Below are 17,310 nucleotides of genomic sequence, written 5' to 3' on the forward strand. Positions count from 1 at the left end.
AGGCAGCTTTTCGGCTGTAAGTTACCAAAAGGGAACCAGCAGATGAGCGGCGCAGTCCTCAGTCTGAAGAACAGGATGCCGGGGGCGCGGCGCGAGATCGATCTCGCCGGCCTCGATTTTTCCAATTGTCCGGTCCGGGACATGATGCAGCAGATCGGCGGCAAGTGGTCGACGCTGCTGCTCGAAGTGCTGGCGGCCGAGCCCCGCCGCTTCGGCGAACTCAGACGGATGCTTCCCGACATTTCGCAGCGCATGCTGACGCAGACGCTGCGCGATCTGCAGAGGGACGGTTATATCGCCCGCGAGGTCTTCCCGACCAAGCCGCCGAGCGTCGAATATTCGATGACCGATCTCGGCCGCTCGCTCTACCAGCCGCTGTCGCAGCTTTTGAACTGGGCCGAGGCAAATCATGATTTCGTCCGTGCCGCCCGGGCGCGTTTCGATGGTGCCGACAGTTAGACGTGCTTCCCGCGCCGTTCCGTGAGGAACAGCAGGAAGGCGAGCGCCGGGAAGGCGAAGCCGATCCAGGCGGTCATCGTCCAGCCGCCGGTCGCATAGGCCCAACCGCCGAGCGCCGAGCCGAGCGCGCCGCCGGCGAAGAAGGTGGCCATGAAAAGGCCGTTCAGCCGGCTGCGATGTTCCGGGTTCAGCCCATAGATGGCGCGCTGGCCGCAGACGAGGTTGGTCGTCACCCCGAAATCGAGCATGATCGCCGCGACGGTCAGCAGGATCAGCGCGGTGAGCGAGCCGTCGGCGGCGAAATGGCTGATCAGGAAGGAGGCCATGCCGAGCAGCATGGCGATCGTCGAGGCGATCTTCGTCATGCCGCGATCGGCAAGCCGGCCGGCGATCGGCGAGGCGACGGCGCCGGCCGCCCCCGCAAGCGCGAAGAGGGCGATGCCGTTCTGTGTCAGGCCGAAGGCCGGGCTTGCAAGCAGCAGCGGCGTCGTCGTCCAGAACAGGCTGAAGGCGCCGAACATGCCGGCCTGGTAGAGGGCGCGGCGCTGCAGCACCCGCGAGGTCAGCGCCAGATGCGCCATGGAGGCAAGCAGTTCACCATAGCCGAGCTTCGTCTTCGGCACACGGACCGGCAGGTTGGCGCGCAGGACGACGGCAAGCACGAGCATCAGCGCCGCGGTGACGTAATAGACCATGTGCCAGGACGACGCCTCGGCGACGAAGCTTGCGAAGGGGCGGGCCAGCATGATGCCGCAGAGCAGGCCGCTCATGACATTGCCGACGACCTGGCCGCGCGTCGCATCCGGCGCCATGTTGGCGGCGAAAGGCACGAGCACCTGGACGGCGACCGAGGCAAGACCGATCGACAGCGAGGCGGTGAGGAACATGGCCGGCGTCGAAGACAGCGCGGCCCCGATCAGGGCGAGAGCGGAGACGGCAATCAGCAGCAGCACCAGACGGCGGTTTTCGGTGAGGTCGCCAAGCGGCACGATCAGCAGCAGGCCGAGGCCGTAGCCGATCTGCGTCAGCGTGACGATCAGCCCTGTTGCGGCCGGCGTGAAGCCGAGATCGGCGCTGATCGGCCCGGCCAGCGGCTGGCCATAATAGAGATTGGCCGCCACCAGCCCGCAGGCGGCGGCGAAAAGAAAGGTGAGCCAGGGGGATAGCGCTCGTGGAATGGCATTATCCGGCGTAGTGGCTGAAATGCTCATCAGAAACTCCGGTATTGAAAGGATTAGTCGCAAATCGTCTTGCCGCCGGCCACCCGTTTCCTGCCGCGGCCCAAGGGTGCCAACTCCGGGGAGTGCGAGCACTCCCGGAGTGGCGGGCACTCCCGGGGGAATGTCATGTCACCAGTTTCATCGCGGCTTCGGCGGCGGCCGCCATTTCTTCGCCGCTGCGGCCCGTCTTGCCGATGACGCGCATGCCCTTGGTGAGGCAGAGCAGCGCCAGCGATGTGGCGGAAACATCGAGATCCCAAGAAATCGAGCCGTCGGACTGACCGAGGCGGATCAGGTCGGCCAAAAGCGTCTCGTCGGTCATGAAGGCGGTGGCGACGCGTTCGGCCGCCTCCTCGTCGAAGAGAGCGAGGTCGCCGGCGCTGCCGACGACGAGGCAGCCCTGCCTGCCGATTTCACCATGGGACGAGCCGGCAAAGAAGGTGATCAGCGCATGGAGCTTGTCGCGGCCGCGCTCGGCGCCGGCGAGCCTGGCGTCGAGCAGGCCGCGGCGCACGGCGCGATAACGGTCGAAGGCGGCGAGGAAGATTCCGCGCTTATCGCCGAACGCCTTGTAGACGCTGCCGGCGGCAAGCCCCATGGCTTCGGTAAGCTCGCTGATCGAGGCGGCGTGGTAGCCGCGTTCGGAAAAAACGCGCAGGGCGGCATCGAGTGCAGCCTCCGCGTCGAATTCCCGCGGGCGTCCGCGGCTTCGGGTCTTCTCGTGAAGGTGCGTTGCGTTCATGTCCAGCTAATTAGGAAATGATCGTTTCCAAATCAAGCGAAACTTTGCGACGCAGCAAATTCAGAGGGTGAGAACCCAGCTCTGGCCGTTGGCTTCCGGGCCGAACATGCGATGTCTCTCCTCGGAGACAAGCCGGAAGCCGGCCTTGATATAGATGGCGCGGGCGGTCTCCAGCATGTCGTTGGTCCAGAGCGAAAGCTCGCGGTAGCCCTTCTGCCTGCAGAAGCGGATGCATTCGTCGACCAGCAGCTTGCCGAGCCCGAGGCCGCGGGCCGATTTGTCGACATAGAGCAACCGCAGCTTGGCGATGCCATCGGCGCCATTGGTGACGAGGACCGAGCCGACATTGATGCCGCCGCGTTCGGCGATCCAGCAATATTCTTTCTCGGGATCGAAATTGGCGAGGAATTTGCCGGCGACCTCGGCGACCAGCGCCTCGAAACGCAGGTCCCAGCCATATTCCTCGGTGTAAAAGCGGCTCTGGCTATGAACGATCCAGCCGATATCGCCGGCGCGGTGGGCGCGGATGACGGCGGGGGCGGGCTTGGCGGCCGGGTCGAGCAGGGCGCGGATTCTGTTCATGGCGGAGACGACCGCCTGCGGCTCGCCGGTCGCAAGAGTGTCGAAACGGGCGGCGATCTGCGCATTGGCGCGCCGGCCGAGTTCCTCGAATTGCGCATGTCCCTGTTCGGTGACAGTGATGATCTGGCTGCGCAGATCGGCCGGATCGGGGTTGGTTTCGATCAGTCCCTCGGCGCGGAAACGCTTGAGGATGCGGCTGAGATAGGCCGGGTCGAGATGAAGATCGCGAGCAAGTGCGGTGGCGCTGACACCCCGATGCGAGCCGATCTCGAAGAGAATGCGGGCATCCGTCAGCGTGTAGGGCGAGTCGAGATAGGCCTTGTTCAGCAGGCCGAGGAAATTCGTATAGAAGCGGTTGAAATCGCGGGCGGTTTCGATGAGGGCGGTATCGGACATGGCGATCTCCAGGGGAGACCTCGCCAGATTGTTGACAAGCCCGCTCCTCGCTCGCCGTCATCCTCGGCCTTGTGCCGAGGATCTGCTGCCTTATCGAACGGAGGCAGATGCTCAGGACGAGCCCGAGCATGACGGAAGGAGGGGTGGCCGACGTGCCAACAAACTGACAAAAGATCTCCGCATAAAGACCATTTGTCATGCATTTAGTTGACTGAGTCAACTAAATTATAGATGCACTCACGCAGCCTCTTCCGCCTCCGCGTCTCCCGTGCCAAGGGCGAAATCGACTGCCGCTCGTGCGTGGATCGCGGTGGTGTCGAAGCCCGGCAGCGGCAGGCGGTCGGGATCGAGGATCAGGCAGATCTCGGTGCAGCCGAGGATGATGCTGTCGGCGCCGTGCTCCACGGCGCGGTCAATTATGCCGATCAGCTTCTCGCGCGAGCTGTCGCGCACCTGGCCGGCGCAGAGTTCATTGAAGATGATGTCGTGCACGGTGGTGCGGTCGCCAGCGTCGGGCACCATGATATCGAGGCCAAGGCTTTTCATCCGCTCGGTATAGAAGCCGTGCTCCATCGTGTAGCGGGTCGCAAGCAGCAGCGGCCGCTTGTGGCCAGCGGCATGCAGCGATTTCGCCGTCTCGTCGATGATATGAATCAGCGGCACGGAGATTTTTGCCGCGACCTTATCGGCGATCAGATGCATGGTGTTGGTGCAGATCAAGATGCAGCCGGCGCCGCTAGCCTGCAGGCGCTCGGCCACCTCGCCGAGACGGCGGGCCGCTCCAGCCCAGTCGCCGGCCTTCTGAAGCGCGACGATCTCCTCGAAATTGACCGAATGCAGGATGAGTTCGGCCGAGGCGAGGCCGCCGCGGCGCGCGCGCACCATCTCGTTGACCAGGCGGTAATAAACCGCCGAACTTTCGAAACTCATGCCGCCGATCAGGCCGATCGTTTCCATCTCTTCGTGCTCCCATGCTTTGAGTTTCGAAAATGATGCCGCAATGGTCGCGCGGCGTGTTTGCATTGTTTGTCCTTTATGAGGAAGAGGTGCTATTATTTTGCATCGATTGGCCAAATGGCGCAAAATGAGAGCGCAGGGTTCATTTCACACAATGCTTGATGATCGTGACAGACGCATTCTCGACATGCTGCAGAAGAATGCCGGCATATCCGTGACCGATCTTGCCGAGCGCGTGGCGCTGTCGGTCTCGGCCTGCTCGCGGCGCATTCAGCGGCTGGAAGAAAGCGGCCATATCGCCCGGCGCATCATCGTGCTCGACCGCGAACGCATGGGCGTGCCGACGACGGTCTTCGCCCTCGTCAAGACGGCCCACCATTCCGACGAATGGACGGAAGCCTTCCGCCGGATCATCAGCAACATCCCCGAGATCGTCGAGGCGCACCGGCTGACCGGAAACCACGATTACATCCTGAAGATCGTGCTGCCGCGCGTCGAGCATTACGACGTGATTTATAAGCAGATCGTGCGCAAGCTGGAACTCTTCGACGTTTCAGCGTCGATCTCGATGGAAGAATTGAAACATGGAATGGCGATACCCGTGGGCTACGCCCGGTAAGCCGGTATTTCGAGGGCTGCCATATTATGCGCAACAGCGATATTCATAGCTATTTCCTGCCAGGAGAAAGGCTGCTCTGGGCCGGGCGTCCCCGCATAGCATAAGGCAAGTCTATAATATCCCGGAAAAAGCACGGCTCGATTGCCTGGCGAAGTGATAGCGCCAGCGTCACCGATGGCAATTATTTGCCCCGATACGGAACGATTTTCGACATATTGCGTTCACCTTTGGTTCAAGAGGGGGAAGATGTGCCTCCTCCTGAGGAGTAGAGGAGGACAGTCATGAGAAAGCTAACTGTCGCCGCGTTATGCTTGATCATCGGTAGCTCCGGCGTCACCCCGGTCCAGGCATTTCCGGCTATCAATCCACCCCGGATCGAAGCTCAGCAGCAGATAGAGCATGTGCGATGGCGCGGCCACCGCCATCATCGTCATGGAGCGGATTTGGGCTGGGCTTTGGGTGGTCTAGCCGTCGGCACGATCATCGGCAGCGCATTGGCACAGCCTCGCTATGGCTCCTATTACGGTTCGCCCTACGGCTATTATGGCTCGCCGTACCGCTATTACGGTTCGCCATACCGCTACTACGGTTCGCCATACCGCTATTATGGTCCGCCCTACCGTTATTATGGCCGCTATTATAGCCCGCCCTACCGCACCTATGCATCGCCTGCCTATTACGGAAGGGGAAACCACGAGGCCTGGTGCTATGCGCGCTATCGTTCGTACAGGGCTTACGACAATACCTTCCAGCCCTATTACGGACCCCGTCGCCAGTGCATCGGCCCCTACTGATCGGCAGGTTACGCGTCTGCGCCATGTCTATGTGAACCCAACCGCAACCCGGTCTGGGGAGCGATAATTCCGCGTGACTTCCGCTCCACAGGTTTCGCTCGGTCCAATTGGACGAGAAGCCAATAATCCTGCGTCGCCTCGACTGCCGGCGGCGCAGGGCAGGCATGCCGAAACGGTGGTTGCAACATTCGCTGCAAAAGCCACATTGGCCTTCAGCGAAATGGCGCAAAAGGGGCAGGGCATGAGCGATCACCATGTCGTCGTTGTCGGCGGCGGTTTCGGCGGGCTGCAATTGGTCAACGGATTGAAGGGTGCGGGCGTGAAGATTACGCTCGTCGACCGACGCAATCATCATCTCTTCCAGCCGCTGCTCTATCAGGTGGCGACGACCATTCTCTCCACTTCGGAGATCGCCTGGCCGATCCGCCGCCTCTATGCCGACCGGCCCGACGTGACGGTGCTGCTCGGCGAGGTCACCGGTGTCGATAGCGGCGCCAAGAGGGTGTCGTTACGCAACGGCATGACTCTCGGTTATGACACGCTGGTGTTGGCCACCGGGGCGACGCATGCCTATTTCGGCCGTGACGAATGGGAGCCGGTGGCGCCGGGTCTGAAGACGCTGGAGGATGCAACGACGATCCGCCGCCGCGTGCTGCTCGCTTTCGAGAAGGCGGAGATGGAGGCCGATCCCGCCGTGCGAGACGCGCTTCTGACCTTCACCATTGTCGGCGCCGGGCCGACCGGGGTCGAGCTCGCCGGCATCATCGCCGAGCTCGCGCATTTCACGCTGCCGAAGGAATTCCGCAATATCGATACGCGCAAGACCCGTGTGGTGCTCGTCGAGGCCGGCCCGCGGGTGCTGCCTACCTTTGCGGAGGAGCTTTCGGCCTATGCGCAAAAGGCGCTGGAGAAACTCGGGGTCGAGGTGCTTCTTGGCAAGCCGGTCACCGAGTGCAGCGCCGATGGTGTGCGAATCGGCGAGACTTTCACGCCCAGCCGCACGATCGTCTGGGCGGCCGGCGTCACCGCCTCGCCGGCGGCGCGGTGGCTTGATATTCCGGCCGACCGTGCAGGGCGTGCCATTGTCGAAAAGGATTTGAGCGCGCCGGGCCTGCCCGATGTCTTCATTATCGGTGATACGGCCTCTGTCATGAGGGAGGATGGCAAGCCTGTGCCTGGCATAGCGCCCGCCGCCAAGCAGCAGGGCGGCTATGTGGCAAAAGTCATCCGCGCCCGCTTGTCCGACAAACCGGCGCCTGCGCCTTTCAAATATTGGCATCAGGGGAGCCTGGCAACGATCGGCCAGAGTGCGGCAATCATCGATTTCGGCCGGATCAAGCTCAAGGGCTGGATCGCCTGGTGGATCTGGGGTATCGCCCATATCTACTTCCTGATCGGCACCCGCTCGCGCTTTGCCGTCGCCTGGAACTGGCTGTGGATCTATCTGAGCGGCCAGCACAGCGCCCGGCTGATCACGCAGCGGGAGACGATGCGGGAGGAGGGGTAGGCTCAAGTTGGAAGACAGCGGGAGAGGACGTTCCGTGTGACACCCCCTCTGTCCTGCCGGACATCTCCCCCACAGGTGGGGAGATTGGCTGGGCGCGACGTCTTCCCCAAACAACGAGCGTCACAGCCTGACGAAACGATAGGTAGGCGCAAAGTTTAGGCCACTTGCCGATCTCCCCCTTGTGGGGGAGATGCCCGGCAGAGCAGAGGGGGGTGCCACACGGCGCACCCTCTCCTCCGTCATTCCTGTGCCCTCAGGGTTTCGCCCAAGGGATGTCACAGGAATCCAGCCACGGCGCGTCCGCGCCGTGAATGACTCAGATGCAGCATCGGGAAGGGTTTCCCGCGCCCAAGAACTTGGGCGCGCTGGATCCCTGTGATGAGGGCGGTGGGGAATGCTCACGCCGAATTTCTACCGCGCGATGGATGGGCTACACCCAACCTTGACACATCTCCCCACCCGCCCTTAGCATCCGGCCCGCGTCTCCCCACCGCCGTGGGATGCCGTATCCAGCCGTAACAACGGACAGAGGTTCCAATGCGCCGAGTTCACTTCTCACGAAAATCACATCCGAATTTCTGAGAAGATGGTGGTTCATGCGCACTATGAATCTGGGCATCCTCGCCCATGTGGATGCAGGCAAGACTAGCCTTACCGAAAGACTGCTTTTTAACGCCGGCGTCATCGACAAGCCCGGCAGCGTCGATAGCGGCGATACACAGACGGATACGCTCGAACTCGAACGGCAGCGCGGCATCACGATCCGGGCCGCGGTGGTGTCGTTTGCGATCGGCGGCAGGACCGTCAATCTGATCGATACGCCCGGCCATCCGGATTTCATCGCCGAAGTGGAACGGGTGCTTGGATTGCTGGATGCGGCGGTGGTCGTGGTTTCGGCGGTCGAAGGCGTGCAGGCGCAGACGCGCGTGCTGGTGCGGGCGCTGCGGCGGCTCGGCGTTCCCTTCGTCTTCTTCATCAACAAAGTCGATCGCCTTGGCGCCCGGTATCAGGACGTGATGGAGGCGCTCGCCGTGCAGCTGGCCGTCCGGCCGATCCCCATGTCTTCGGTCATCGATGCCGGCAGCAAGCTTGCGCGGGTCGAGGTACTGGACCCGGGAAAGGAGCCACTTTTTCGGCGCTCTGCGAGGCGCTCGGGGAAAACGACGAAGTGCTGCTCGATGATTATGTGCTCGCGCCCGAGCGCCTGACGGAGGAAAGGCTCGGCCGCGCTCTGGCCGATCAGGTGGCGCGCGGCCTCGTGCATCCCGTCTTCGCGGGCGCGGCCATGACCGGCGCCGGCGTGCCGGCGCTGGCCTCGGCCATCACGGCGATCTTGCCCGAGCGGCGCCCGGACCCGAATGGGCCGGTCGCCGGCAAGATCTTCAAGATCGAGCGCGGCTGGGGCGGTGAGAAGCTGAGCTATGTGTATCTGACAGCGGGCACGGTGCGGCTGCGGCAATATCTCGATCTGCCGAATGGCCCGGAAAGAGTGACCGCAATCCAGCTCTTTCGGGGCGGGCGCAGCCATGGCGCAGAGAGCTTTGCCGCCGGACAGATCGCGCGCGTCAGCGGACTTGCCGGCGCCCGGATCGGCGATGCGGTGGGCGGCGATCCGGGTGCGACCGGAAGGGCTCACTTCGCGCCGCCGACGCTCGAAACCCGCGTGCTTGCCCGGCGGCCTTCGGACAGGGCGGCGCTGTGGCTGGCGTTGAGCCAGATGGCCGAACAGGATCCGCTGATCAACCTGCACCGGAACGAAGAGGCCGACGAAGTCTTCGTATCGCTCTACGGCGAGGTGCAGAAGGAGATTATCCAATCGACGCTGCTCACGGATTTCGGCCTCGATGCGAGCTTCGAGGAAAGCACGGTCATTTTGGCCGAGAGGCCGGCGGCAACAGGAAGCGGCCTGCAGATCCTCTTCAAGGAGCCCAATCCGTTTCTTGCCACCGTCGGCCTGCGGGTCGAGCCGCGTCCTGGTGGGACGGGCAACAGCTTCGCGCTCGAAGTGGATGTCGGCCAGATGCCGGTCGCCTTTTACCGGGCGGTCGAGGAATCCGTGTTCGAAACGCTGAAGCAGGGCATCTTCGGCTGGCAGGTCATCGATTGCCATGTGGCGATGACGGCGGCGCGCCATAGCTCGCCGGCCAGCACCGCCGCCGACTTCCGGCAGCTGACGCCCTGGGTTCTGGCAACGGCGCTCACGGCCGCGCAAACCGTCCTCTGTGAACCGGTCGACCGCTTTCATCTCGAAACGCCGGCCGAGAGCCTGGGCGGCGTGCTGACCCTGCTGGCGAAATCCGCCGCGACGACGACGGACTCCGTGATTGCCGATGGGATGGCGCGTCTCGAAGGCACTCTGGCGTCGCAGATGGTTCAAAGCGTCCAGCAGCAATTGCCGGGGCTGACGAGCGGGGCGGGGACGATGGAGACGGCTTTCGATCACTATGCCCCGCTATCAGGGCCACCGCCCCGGCGTCCGCGTTCGGGGTCTGATCCGTTCAACCCGGTCGAATATATGTTGCGGTTGCGGGGAGGTGGGGAGCGCGGGTCGCGAGACGGTTGAAGCGGTTCGGGTGAATGATCACCTCAAGAGAGATGATGAAGGGAGTGGAAGTCTCTTCTCGCACTCATGCACGGGTCATTCACCGCGCCGACGCGCGGTGAATGACTCTCAGATGCGGGTAACAGAGTTTCCCGTACAAAGAGAGCCTCATGCTGAGGTGCGCAGGCCAAACGCCGGAGCCTCGAAGCACGGGGCGGGCGCTCCGGTGGCGGCGGCAGGAGTGGCGTCGGCGGGCGATGCTTCGAGGCGATCCTGTGGATCGCACTCAACATGAGGGCAGGTGGCGGATGCCGGTCGCCAATAAAAAGCGGCTCCCGAAGGAGCCGCTCTTGTTCCTCAAGCCGCCAGCGAGGCGATGTCGATGACGAAGCGGTAGCGGACGTCGCTTTTCAGGACGCGCTCATAGGCTTCGTTGACTTGCTGGATGTTGATCTTCTCGATCTCGGAGACGATGTTGTGCTTGCCGCAGAAATCCAGCATTTCCTGGGTTTCCTTGATCGAGCCGATCATCGAGCCGGAGATGCTCTTGCGGCCGGGGATGATCGCGAAGGCGTGCACAGGGATTGGATTCTCGGGCGCGCCGACCACCACGAAGGATCCGTCGACCTTCAGCAGGCCGAGATAGGCGTTCCAGTCGATCTCGGCGCTGACGGTGCAGATGATCAGATCGAAGGTGCCGGCGAGCTTCGTGAAGGTCTCGGGGTCGTTGGTGGCGTAATATTCCTTGGCGCCGAGCTTCAGGCCGTCTTCCTTCTTGGAAAGGCTCTGGGAGAGAACGGTGATATCGGCACCCATCGCCGAACCCAGCTTGACGCCCATGTGGCCGAGGCCGCCCATGCCGACGATCGCGACCTTCTTGCCGGGGCCGGCATTCCAGTGGCGCAGCGGCGAATAGAGCGTGATGCCGGCGCAGAGCAGCGGCGCGGAAGCATCGAGCGGAAGATTATCGGGGATGGACATGACGTAGCCTTCCCTGACGACGATCGAGTCGGAATAGCCGCCCTGCGTCCGCGTCTTGCCGTCGGCTTCGAAGTCGTTGTAGGTGCCGCTGAGACCCGGCATATACTGCTCGCGGTCGAGGTCGCGCTCGGCGCAGCCGACGCAGGAATCGACGAAGCAGCCGACGCCGACGCGGTCGCCGACCTTGAACTTGGTGACGGCGGAACCGACGGCCGAAACGATGCCGGCGATCTCATGGCCCGGCACGATCGGATAGACGGCGTTCTTCCACTCGTTGCGCACGGTGTGGATGTCCGAATGGCAGATGCCGGCAAACTTGATGTCGATGACGACGTCGTCGGCGTTCGGCTCGCGGCGTTCGAAGGTAAAAGGGGTCAGCGGCTTGGAAGCGTCGGTGGCGGCATAGCCTCTTGCAATAGGCATGGAACCTTCCTTTTTCGATTTTTGAGGTGGGGGTTGAGCGGTATGACGCACTATTGCCCCGAACGCGGCGAGGGAGGTAGAGTAATCCTCCAAGCTTCTTGCACGATCCTGCAAAAATGAGCGGACGGCCCGTTTTCGAAATGCCCGGGCGAACCTAGATAGAAGCCACTTCGGATTAGAGCCGATCAGCAGGCGTCAGACAGAAAGAGTTGCCGCATGACTTTGCCCTTCAGCCCCTACCAGGAAATCGTCGACATCGCGATGCGCTTCGCGCCTGGCGATGGCGAGTTTTCGACCGCGATCGGCAATCTCCATGTCAGCCGTCGGTCCAAGCCCAGCGATCCCTTGCACAGCAGCTACCGGCCCTGCTTTGCCTTCGTGCTACAGGGGGCCAAAAGCCTGCAGCTCGGCACGGAGCTCATCAGCTACGGCACCGGGGATTATCTCTTGACCTCGCTCGACCTGCCGGTCGCATGGCGCGTCACCGAGGCTAGCCCCGAGGTTCCGCATCTCTGCCTGGGGCTGGCAATCGATTCCGAGAAGCTCTTGGAATTGCTGAGCCGCATCGACATTCCGCGCCCGGCCGCCGATTCCGACGGGCAGCGCGGCATGGTGGTGAACGTCGCGCCGCCGGAGCTGATGGATGCCGCCGTTCGTTTGCTGCGCTTGCTCGATCGTCCAGGCGACATTCCCGCCATGGCGCCGCTGATCGAGCAGGAGATCCTCTACCGCGTGCTGACCGGGCCGCACGGCGCGCGGCTGATTAACATCGCGACGGCTGACAGCCACAGCAACAGGATCGCCCGTGCCGTCGCCTGGCTGAAGGAGAATTTCGCCCGGCCGCTGCGCATCGAGGACCTCGCCGAGCGCGTCAATATGAGCGTGTCCTCCTTCCATCACCACTTCAAGTCGGTGACGGCGATGACGCCGGTGCAATACCAGAAGCAGCTGCGCCTGCACGAGGCGCGCCGGCTGATGCTGGTGGAGCGGCTCGATGCCGGCACCGCCGGCCACCGCGTCGGCTATCAGAGCCCGTCGCAGTTCAGCCGCGAATACAGCCGCCTCTACGGGGCGTCGCCGGCCCGCGATATCGACGGCGTGCGCGAGATGATGGCGGCCGAATAGAGCGCTGCGCCCGGCGCGATACACTTGCTTTCCGCTGTATTAAAGGATGCTTGACGTTTCGCGGCTAGGCTGGCGCCATCCATCAAGCAGGCACCGCCGTCCGCATGACGCAAGCACCGTTTCTTTCCATCGTCGCGCCTTGTCACAACGAGGAAGAGGGCCTGCGCGAATTCTGCCGCCGCGCCTCTGCCGCCGCGCAGAGCGTTGCCGGCGACGCGTTCGAGCTCATTCTCGTCGATGACGGTTCCTCCGACGGCACCTGGGAGATCATTTCGGAACTGGCGGCGAAAGTGCCGCAGGTGCTCGGCGTTCGTCTGTTGCGCAATCACGGCCACCAGCTGGCGTCGACAGCCGGCCTTTCCGCCTCGCGGGGCGAGCGCGTTCTTCTGATCGACGCCGATCTTCAGGACCCGCCCGAACTGCTGTTGATGATGATGCCGATCATGGAGCGCGGCGCAGACGTCGTCTACGGCCAGCGCACGCGCCGCGAAGGCGAAACCTGGTTCAAGCTCGCCACCGCTTCGCTGTTCTACCGCGCGCTTTCCAGGCTCGCTTCCGTGACCATTCCGCGCGATACCGGCGATTTCCGGCTGATGCGCCGGCGCGTCGTCGATATCTTGCTGGCGATGCCGGAACGCGATCGCTTCATCCGCGGCATGGTCAGCTGGATCGGCGGCAGGCAGGTCGCTCTGCCCTATGAGCGCGACGCGCGTTTTGCCGGCACGACGAAATATCCGCTGCGCAAGATGATCAATTTCGCGCTCGATGCGATCACCAGCTTTTCGACGACGCCGCTGCGCATCGCCACATGGCTCGGCATGATCAGCGCCGGTGTGGCGATGGCGCTGCTCGTCTATACCTTCGTGCGCTGGCTGCAGGGCGAGACGGTCACCGGCTGGTCGTCGATCATGGCCGCCGTCAGCGCCTTCAGCGCCATCCAGCTGATCTGCATCGGCATCATCGGCGAATATCTCGGCCGTCTCGTGCAGGAGAGCAAGAAGCGGCCGATGTTCATGATCGAGACGATCGTGCGCGGCAGCGAGCATGCCGAGCTGCCGACGGCCTTTTCGGAGATGGGCGCTGGCGATAAGCGCGCAGCACTGGATGCGGCCTTTGCACCAGGCGAAGCGCGCCCGAAGAAGAACAGCCGGGCCGGATGATGGAGCGGATTGCTGCGCCTGTTCATGCGGCCGCCGGACCTGAGGATCTGACCGCCCGGCAAGACTTTACGGTTGCAATCATTGCTTTCGTGGCGCTCGCGGCTGCCTTGGTGCTCCTTTTCCGCTTTCCGCCGGTTCTCGATTACGCCAATCATTACGCCCGCATCTGGCTGCTTTCGGGTGGCATCGGCGAGCCGCCGTTTCCCGAGATCTATGCGATCGATTGGAACCGAACCTTCACCAATGTCGGGATCGATCTTCTGGCGGCCTGGATAGGGCCGCTCGTCGGCGCCGGCCGGTTGGCGCGGGCCTTGCTTTTCCTGGCGATCGTGCTGCCGCCGCTTGGTGCGATCAGTCTGCACCGGACGCTCTTCGGCGGCCGGCATTATTGGCAGATCGCCATGCTGTCGCTTGGCTGGTGCGCCACGATGATCGGCGGCTTCATCAACTTCCAGATCGGCCTCGGCATGGCCCTGTTCTTCGCCTGCGCGGACCTGCGGCTGCAGCGCCGCAATTTTGCGCTGCTGTTTGCCTGGAGGCTTGCCGCCGCGCTGCTCTTGACGGTGATGCACCTCTTCTCGCTCGGCTTCTATATGGCTGTTGTCTGCGGCCTCGAATTTTCCTGGCGTTTCGACATCTTGCGATCGAAGGCAGGGCTGATGAGGCTCGCCGGCCGTCTGGCGCTGGCGATCGGCGCCTGTTCCTTGCCGCCGCTTGCGCTCTATCTGCGCACGACCGCCTTGCCGAATGCCGGCGGCGATGGCCTCGGGCTGGTCTGGAACGATGGCCTCGTGCCGATCGTCATGAACCTGCTTTCCGCCATCACCACATATGTGCCTGTCGTGGATGTCCTGCTGGTTCTGCCGCTGATCCTCATCTGCACGCGCGCCGCTCGCGCAGGCGACATCCGTATGCATGTGGGCCTTGCGGTTGCCGCCTGCGGGCTGCTGCTTCTCTCCTGCGCCGCACCGCTCCACATGCTCGGCACCGGGTGGATCAGCTGGCGCTTTCCTGTGATGGCGGCGCTCGTCGCCATGGCGATGGTGTGCCCCTTTGCCAATCTGACGCGCCGCCATGCACTGTTTATGGCGCTCGTCGTCAATCTCGCGGTTTTCGGCCGGACCGGCTGGATCGGCTGGAACTGGTGGCTGGCGCAGAGGGACGTCGCTGCCGTCGAGACCGTGCTCAAAAAGGTGCCGGCCGGTGCGGCCGTACTGCCTTTGGGGCACGAAGCCGAGATGGTCGGCGGCTTTGCCCATTCCAACCGGCATTTCGCCTGGGGGCTGGACACTTTCCGGCACCTGCCGACGCTCGCCGTGCCCTTTTCGCATGCTTTCGTGCCGACGCTCTTTACCGCTAAAGGCAAGCAGCCGCTCACCGTTCTGCCGCCCTGGTCGGAGATCGCGGTTCCCGAGGGCAATCTGGTATCGGTCGGCGTGCTTTCCTGCCCTGAGATGATGCAGATATACAAAGCCTATGCGCCTTATCTCTCCGACTGGCGCGGCCGCTTCGATTTTATCCTGGTCGCCAACGCCGATATTCCCGACCGTTATGTCGGCGCCCTGATGCCGGGCGGCCTGACGCTGGTCGAGGATGCCGGTTTCGCCAAGCTTTACGCGATCGACAAGGCGGCGCCGGGAGAACCTCTTTCGGTTCCCGCCGGTTGCGTGGCGGCTTTATGAACCGCTGCCAGCCCTGAGATCGAGCGCAAGCTGTCGCGCCTGGCGGGCCGTGTCTTCGTCGCAGATCAGCACGTTGCCCAGACCGGACAGCAGCACGGCGGCGATGGCCTGCGCCTTGTTCAGGCCGCCTGAGGCGAAGATGACGTTCGGAATGGCGCGCAGCGCTTCGAGCTCGGGAGCGATCGCGCATCTGTTGATCGCATGTTCGATCGGGCGCCCTGTCTTGTCGACGAACTGGCCGAGAACATCGCCGCAGGCGCCGGCTGCAACCAGTTCCTCGATACTGATGCTGCTCGGCAGGCCGTAGCGCATCAGCAGCGAGCGTTCGGTCATGTCGCCGATGCTGAGCACGATGACATCGTTGGCCTCGATCTGGCGAAAGGCCGTTTCAAAAACATCCTGCTTGATGATCGCAGTGCGCGAACTCCGGGCTGCCGGCATAGATCGGCGCTGCAAGATAGGCGCATTCGGCATTGAGCTGGCGGGCGAGATCGCTCGCAATGTCGAACGTATTGATCTCGATGCCGTGCGTCAGTCCGCCCATGACCGAGTTGACGCAGAGATCGGGCCGTCTCAGCGACGGCATGTGGCGCACCATTTCGCGAAGCGTCGCTCCCCAGCCGACGCCGACGCCGCGGATGTTGCCGCCGTTCAGCAATTGCACGAGATAATCGGCTGCCGCCTGTCCGAGCAGGACGGGGATGAGTTCCGCCTCCTCCGGCGTCGGAACGATGATTGCCCGATTGAGCGAGAATTCGGCCGCCAGCTGCTGCTCCAGGGCGACGCAGGAGGTGAGCCGGGAATTGAGCGTAATCGTTACGAGGCCGGAGCGGCGCGCCTCGGCGATGATCTTGTTGACGCGAAGCCGGTTGGTCGACAGCGCTTCGGCGATCTCGCCCTGCGTGCGTCCCTCCATGTAGTAGAGCCAGACGACGCGCACCTGCATCTGCTCGTCGGGCAGCGCTACAGGCGCAAGAGAAGCACTTCTGTTCTGTGACATGCGATAAACTGCGCCTCCGCTTCGACGCCATGGATCTCAAATCCCCGGCGCTTGTCAATCGCAGGGGCTTGCCGTCAGCAGGTCAATCGGTTCGCCGCCCCGTCGTCCGGTTGAAGGGATGCAGATCATCCCTTCTCACATGACAGGAAATGCGGTCGCCGTCCTGCATCCGCTGATCGGGGGAAACGCTCGCAACGATGCGCCTATCGCTGCCGTCGATGCGCAGATGCACGTTGTTCTCATCACCAATGGTCTCGATCAATTCGACATGAGCGTCGAACTGGAGATCGCGTGCCGACCCGGCACCGAGATCGACCGCGCCCGGCCTGATGCCGATGAGATCCGTGTCTCTCGGCAGCGGGAGGTCGCAGGGACCGAGTTCATCGAGATCGATGAGGTTCATCGGCGGAGAACCGATGAAGCCGGCAACGAAGATGGTTTCGGGGCGGCGATAGACCTCGATCGGCGTGCCGATCTGCTCGATCCGGCCGCCGTTCATGACGACCAGCCGGTCGGCGAGCGTCATGGCCTCGAGCTGGTCGTGCGTGACGTAGAGGCTCGTCGTCTTCAGCTGCCGCTGCAGCCTGCGGATTTCGACGCGCATCTGTACGCGAAGCTTCGCATCGAGGTTGGACAAGGGCTCGTCGAACAGGAAGGCGGCGGGATCGCGGACGATGGCGCGGCCCATGGCGACGCGCTGGCGCTGGCCGCCCGAGAGCTGGCGAGGGCGCCGCTCGAGGAACTCGCCGATCTCCAGTATGCCGGCGGCATTGGCGATCCGACGGTCGATCTCGTCGCGCGGCACGCGGCGATTCTTGAGCCCGTATTCGAGATTCTGGCGAACGGTCATGTGGGGATAGAGCGCGTAGTTCTGGAAGACCATGGCGATGTTGCGGTCGGCCGGATCGACATGGCCGACGTCGTTTCCAGCGATCCTCAAATGCCCGGAGCTTATGGCTTCAAGGCCGGCAATCATCCGCAGCAGGGTTGATTTCCCGCATCCCGAAGGCCCGACCAGCACGATCATCTCGCCGTCGGCGACACTGAGATTGATCCCTTTCACGGCGGGAACCGCTCCGTAATTCTTCTTCAAATCGATGAGTTCGATCGGCGCCATGGCA

At 63.2% G+C, this 17,310-nt stretch carries 13 protein-coding genes and 2 pseudogenes; 8 read left to right on the forward strand and 7 right to left on the reverse strand.

Annotated elements, in window-relative coordinates; all coding sequences use genetic code 11:
• Positions 1-42: 42 nt before the first annotated feature.
• On the forward strand, positions 43-459 hold the full coding sequence (locus MHI61_RS09565; protein ID WP_097605034.1) for a helix-turn-helix domain-containing protein: 417 nt from the start codon (positions 43-45) through the stop codon (positions 457-459).
• Here the strand turns inward: MHI61_RS09565 and MHI61_RS09570 are convergent.
• The 4 genes from MHI61_RS09570 to MHI61_RS09585 form a co-directional block, all read right to left on the reverse strand.
• On the reverse strand, positions 456-1,670 hold the full coding sequence (locus MHI61_RS09570) for an MFS transporter (RefSeq protein WP_239791808.1): 1,215 nt from the start codon (positions 1,668-1,670) through the stop codon (positions 456-458). The two genes, MHI61_RS09565 and MHI61_RS09570, sit on opposite strands and share 4 nt — an antisense overlap.
• A gap of 133 nt (positions 1,671-1,803) precedes the next feature.
• Positions 1,804-2,421: a TetR/AcrR family transcriptional regulator gene (locus MHI61_RS09575; protein ID WP_097605036.1), complete on the reverse strand. Its 618-nt coding sequence runs from the start codon at positions 2,419-2,421 to the stop codon at positions 1,804-1,806.
• 60 nt (positions 2,422-2,481) lie between these two features.
• Entirely contained in the window at positions 2,482-3,399 is a 918-nt protein-coding gene (locus MHI61_RS09580; protein ID WP_239791809.1) for a helix-turn-helix domain-containing GNAT family N-acetyltransferase, read from the reverse strand.
• A gap of 237 nt (positions 3,400-3,636) precedes the next feature.
• Positions 3,637-4,356 carry an aspartate/glutamate racemase family protein gene (locus MHI61_RS09585; RefSeq protein ID WP_239792815.1) on the reverse strand — a complete coding sequence of 240 codons (720 nt, stop codon included), beginning with the start codon at positions 4,354-4,356 and terminating at the stop codon, positions 3,637-3,639.
• Between the two features lie 154 nt (positions 4,357-4,510).
• On the opposite strand from MHI61_RS09585, the gene MHI61_RS09590 reads away from it, so the two are divergent.
• The 4 genes and pseudogenes from MHI61_RS09590 (at position 4,511) to MHI61_RS09605 (ending at position 9,839) form a co-directional block, all read left to right on the forward strand.
• On the forward strand, positions 4,511-4,975 hold the full coding sequence (locus MHI61_RS09590; protein ID WP_239791810.1) for an Lrp/AsnC family transcriptional regulator: 465 nt from the start codon (positions 4,511-4,513) through the stop codon (positions 4,973-4,975).
• 281 nt (positions 4,976-5,256) lie between these two features.
• Positions 5,257-5,769 carry a BA14K family protein gene (locus tag MHI61_RS09595; RefSeq protein ID WP_239791811.1) on the forward strand — a complete coding sequence of 171 codons (513 nt, stop codon included), beginning with the start codon at positions 5,257-5,259 and terminating at the stop codon, positions 5,767-5,769.
• 241 nt (positions 5,770-6,010) lie between these two features.
• Positions 6,011-7,276, forward strand: a complete 1,266-nt coding sequence (locus tag MHI61_RS09600) for an NAD(P)/FAD-dependent oxidoreductase (RefSeq protein ID WP_239791812.1) — start codon at positions 6,011-6,013, stop codon at positions 7,274-7,276.
• Between the two features lie 596 nt (positions 7,277-7,872).
• Positions 7,873-9,839: pseudogene (locus tag MHI61_RS09605) on the forward strand (translation factor GTPase family protein).
• Positions 9,840-10,175: 336 nt separating this feature from the next.
• Here the strand turns inward: MHI61_RS09605 and MHI61_RS09610 are convergent.
• Entirely contained in the window at positions 10,176-11,222 is a 1,047-nt protein-coding gene (locus MHI61_RS09610; RefSeq protein WP_010030788.1) for an NAD(P)-dependent alcohol dehydrogenase, read from the reverse strand.
• Positions 11,223-11,438: 216 nt separating this feature from the next.
• Here MHI61_RS09610 and MHI61_RS09615 point away from each other — a divergent pair, with 216 nt between their 5' ends.
• The 3 genes from MHI61_RS09615 to MHI61_RS09625 all read left to right on the forward strand — a co-directional run bounded on the left by MHI61_RS09615 (position 11,439) and on the right by MHI61_RS09625 (position 15,189).
• On the forward strand, positions 11,439-12,347 hold the full coding sequence (locus MHI61_RS09615) for an AraC family transcriptional regulator (RefSeq protein WP_239791813.1): 909 nt from the start codon (positions 11,439-11,441) through the stop codon (positions 12,345-12,347).
• Positions 12,348-12,451: 104 nt separating this feature from the next.
• Complete coding sequence (locus MHI61_RS09620) at positions 12,452-13,507, forward strand: glycosyltransferase family 2 protein (protein ID WP_239791814.1); 1,056 nt, start codon at positions 12,452-12,454, stop codon at positions 13,505-13,507.
• A complete protein-coding gene (locus MHI61_RS09625; RefSeq protein ID WP_239792816.1) occupies positions 13,507-15,189 on the forward strand; it encodes a hypothetical protein in 1,683 nt (560 codons plus the stop codon). Before MHI61_RS09620 ends, MHI61_RS09625 begins: the two co-directional genes overlap by 1 nt.
• On the opposite strand, the pseudogene MHI61_RS09630 reads toward MHI61_RS09625, so the two are convergent.
• Together MHI61_RS09630 and MHI61_RS09635 are read right to left on the reverse strand one after the other, a co-directional pair.
• Positions 15,184-16,189: pseudogene (locus MHI61_RS09630) on the reverse strand (sugar-binding transcriptional regulator). The gene MHI61_RS09625 and the pseudogene MHI61_RS09630 sit on opposite strands and share 6 nt — an antisense overlap.
• An 82-nt stretch (positions 16,190-16,271) precedes the next feature.
• On the reverse strand, positions 16,272-17,306 hold the full coding sequence (locus MHI61_RS09635) for a sn-glycerol-3-phosphate import ATP-binding protein UgpC (RefSeq protein ID WP_239791815.1): 1,035 nt from the start codon (positions 17,304-17,306) through the stop codon (positions 16,272-16,274).
• Between the last annotated feature and the right edge of the window lie 4 nt (positions 17,307-17,310).

Source organism: Rhizobium sp. K102 (genome assembly GCF_022385315.1).
GTDB classification, from domain to species: domain Bacteria; phylum Pseudomonadota; class Alphaproteobacteria; order Rhizobiales; family Rhizobiaceae; genus Rhizobium; species Rhizobium croatiense.

Bases quoted from the DNA above. Each gene is read 5' to 3' on its own strand.
- MHI61_RS09585 (WP_239792815.1), bottom strand. From the start codon at position 4,356: ATGGAAACGATCGGCCTGATCGGCGGCATGAGTTTCGAAAGTTCGGCG.
- MHI61_RS09575 (WP_097605036.1), bottom strand. From the start codon at position 2,421: ATGAACGCAACGCACCTTCACGAGAAGACCCGAAGCCGCGGACGCCCG.
- MHI61_RS09580 (WP_239791809.1), bottom strand. From the start codon at position 3,399: ATGTCCGATACCGCCCTCATCGAAACCGCCCGCGATTTCAACCGCTTC.
- MHI61_RS09635 (WP_239791815.1), bottom strand. From the start codon at position 17,306: ATGGCGCCGATCGAACTCATCGATTTGAAGAAGAATTACGGAGCGGTT.
- MHI61_RS09615 (WP_239791813.1), top strand. From the start codon at position 11,439: ATGACTTTGCCCTTCAGCCCCTACCAGGAAATCGTCGACATCGCGATG.
- MHI61_RS09565 (WP_097605034.1), top strand. From the start codon at position 43: ATGAGCGGCGCAGTCCTCAGTCTGAAGAACAGGATGCCGGGGGCGCGG.
- MHI61_RS09570 (WP_239791808.1), bottom strand. From the start codon at position 1,670: ATGAGCATTTCAGCCACTACGCCGGATAATGCCATTCCACGAGCGCTA.
- MHI61_RS09595 (WP_239791811.1), top strand. From the start codon at position 5,257: ATGAGAAAGCTAACTGTCGCCGCGTTATGCTTGATCATCGGTAGCTCC.
- MHI61_RS09620 (WP_239791814.1), top strand. From the start codon at position 12,452: ATGACGCAAGCACCGTTTCTTTCCATCGTCGCGCCTTGTCACAACGAG.
- MHI61_RS09610 (WP_010030788.1), bottom strand. From the start codon at position 11,222: ATGCCTATTGCAAGAGGCTATGCCGCCACCGACGCTTCCAAGCCGCTG.
- MHI61_RS09590 (WP_239791810.1), top strand. From the start codon at position 4,511: ATGCTTGATGATCGTGACAGACGCATTCTCGACATGCTGCAGAAGAAT.
- MHI61_RS09625 (WP_239792816.1), top strand. From the start codon at position 13,507: ATGGAGCGGATTGCTGCGCCTGTTCATGCGGCCGCCGGACCTGAGGAT.
- MHI61_RS09600 (WP_239791812.1), top strand. From the start codon at position 6,011: ATGAGCGATCACCATGTCGTCGTTGTCGGCGGCGGTTTCGGCGGGCTG.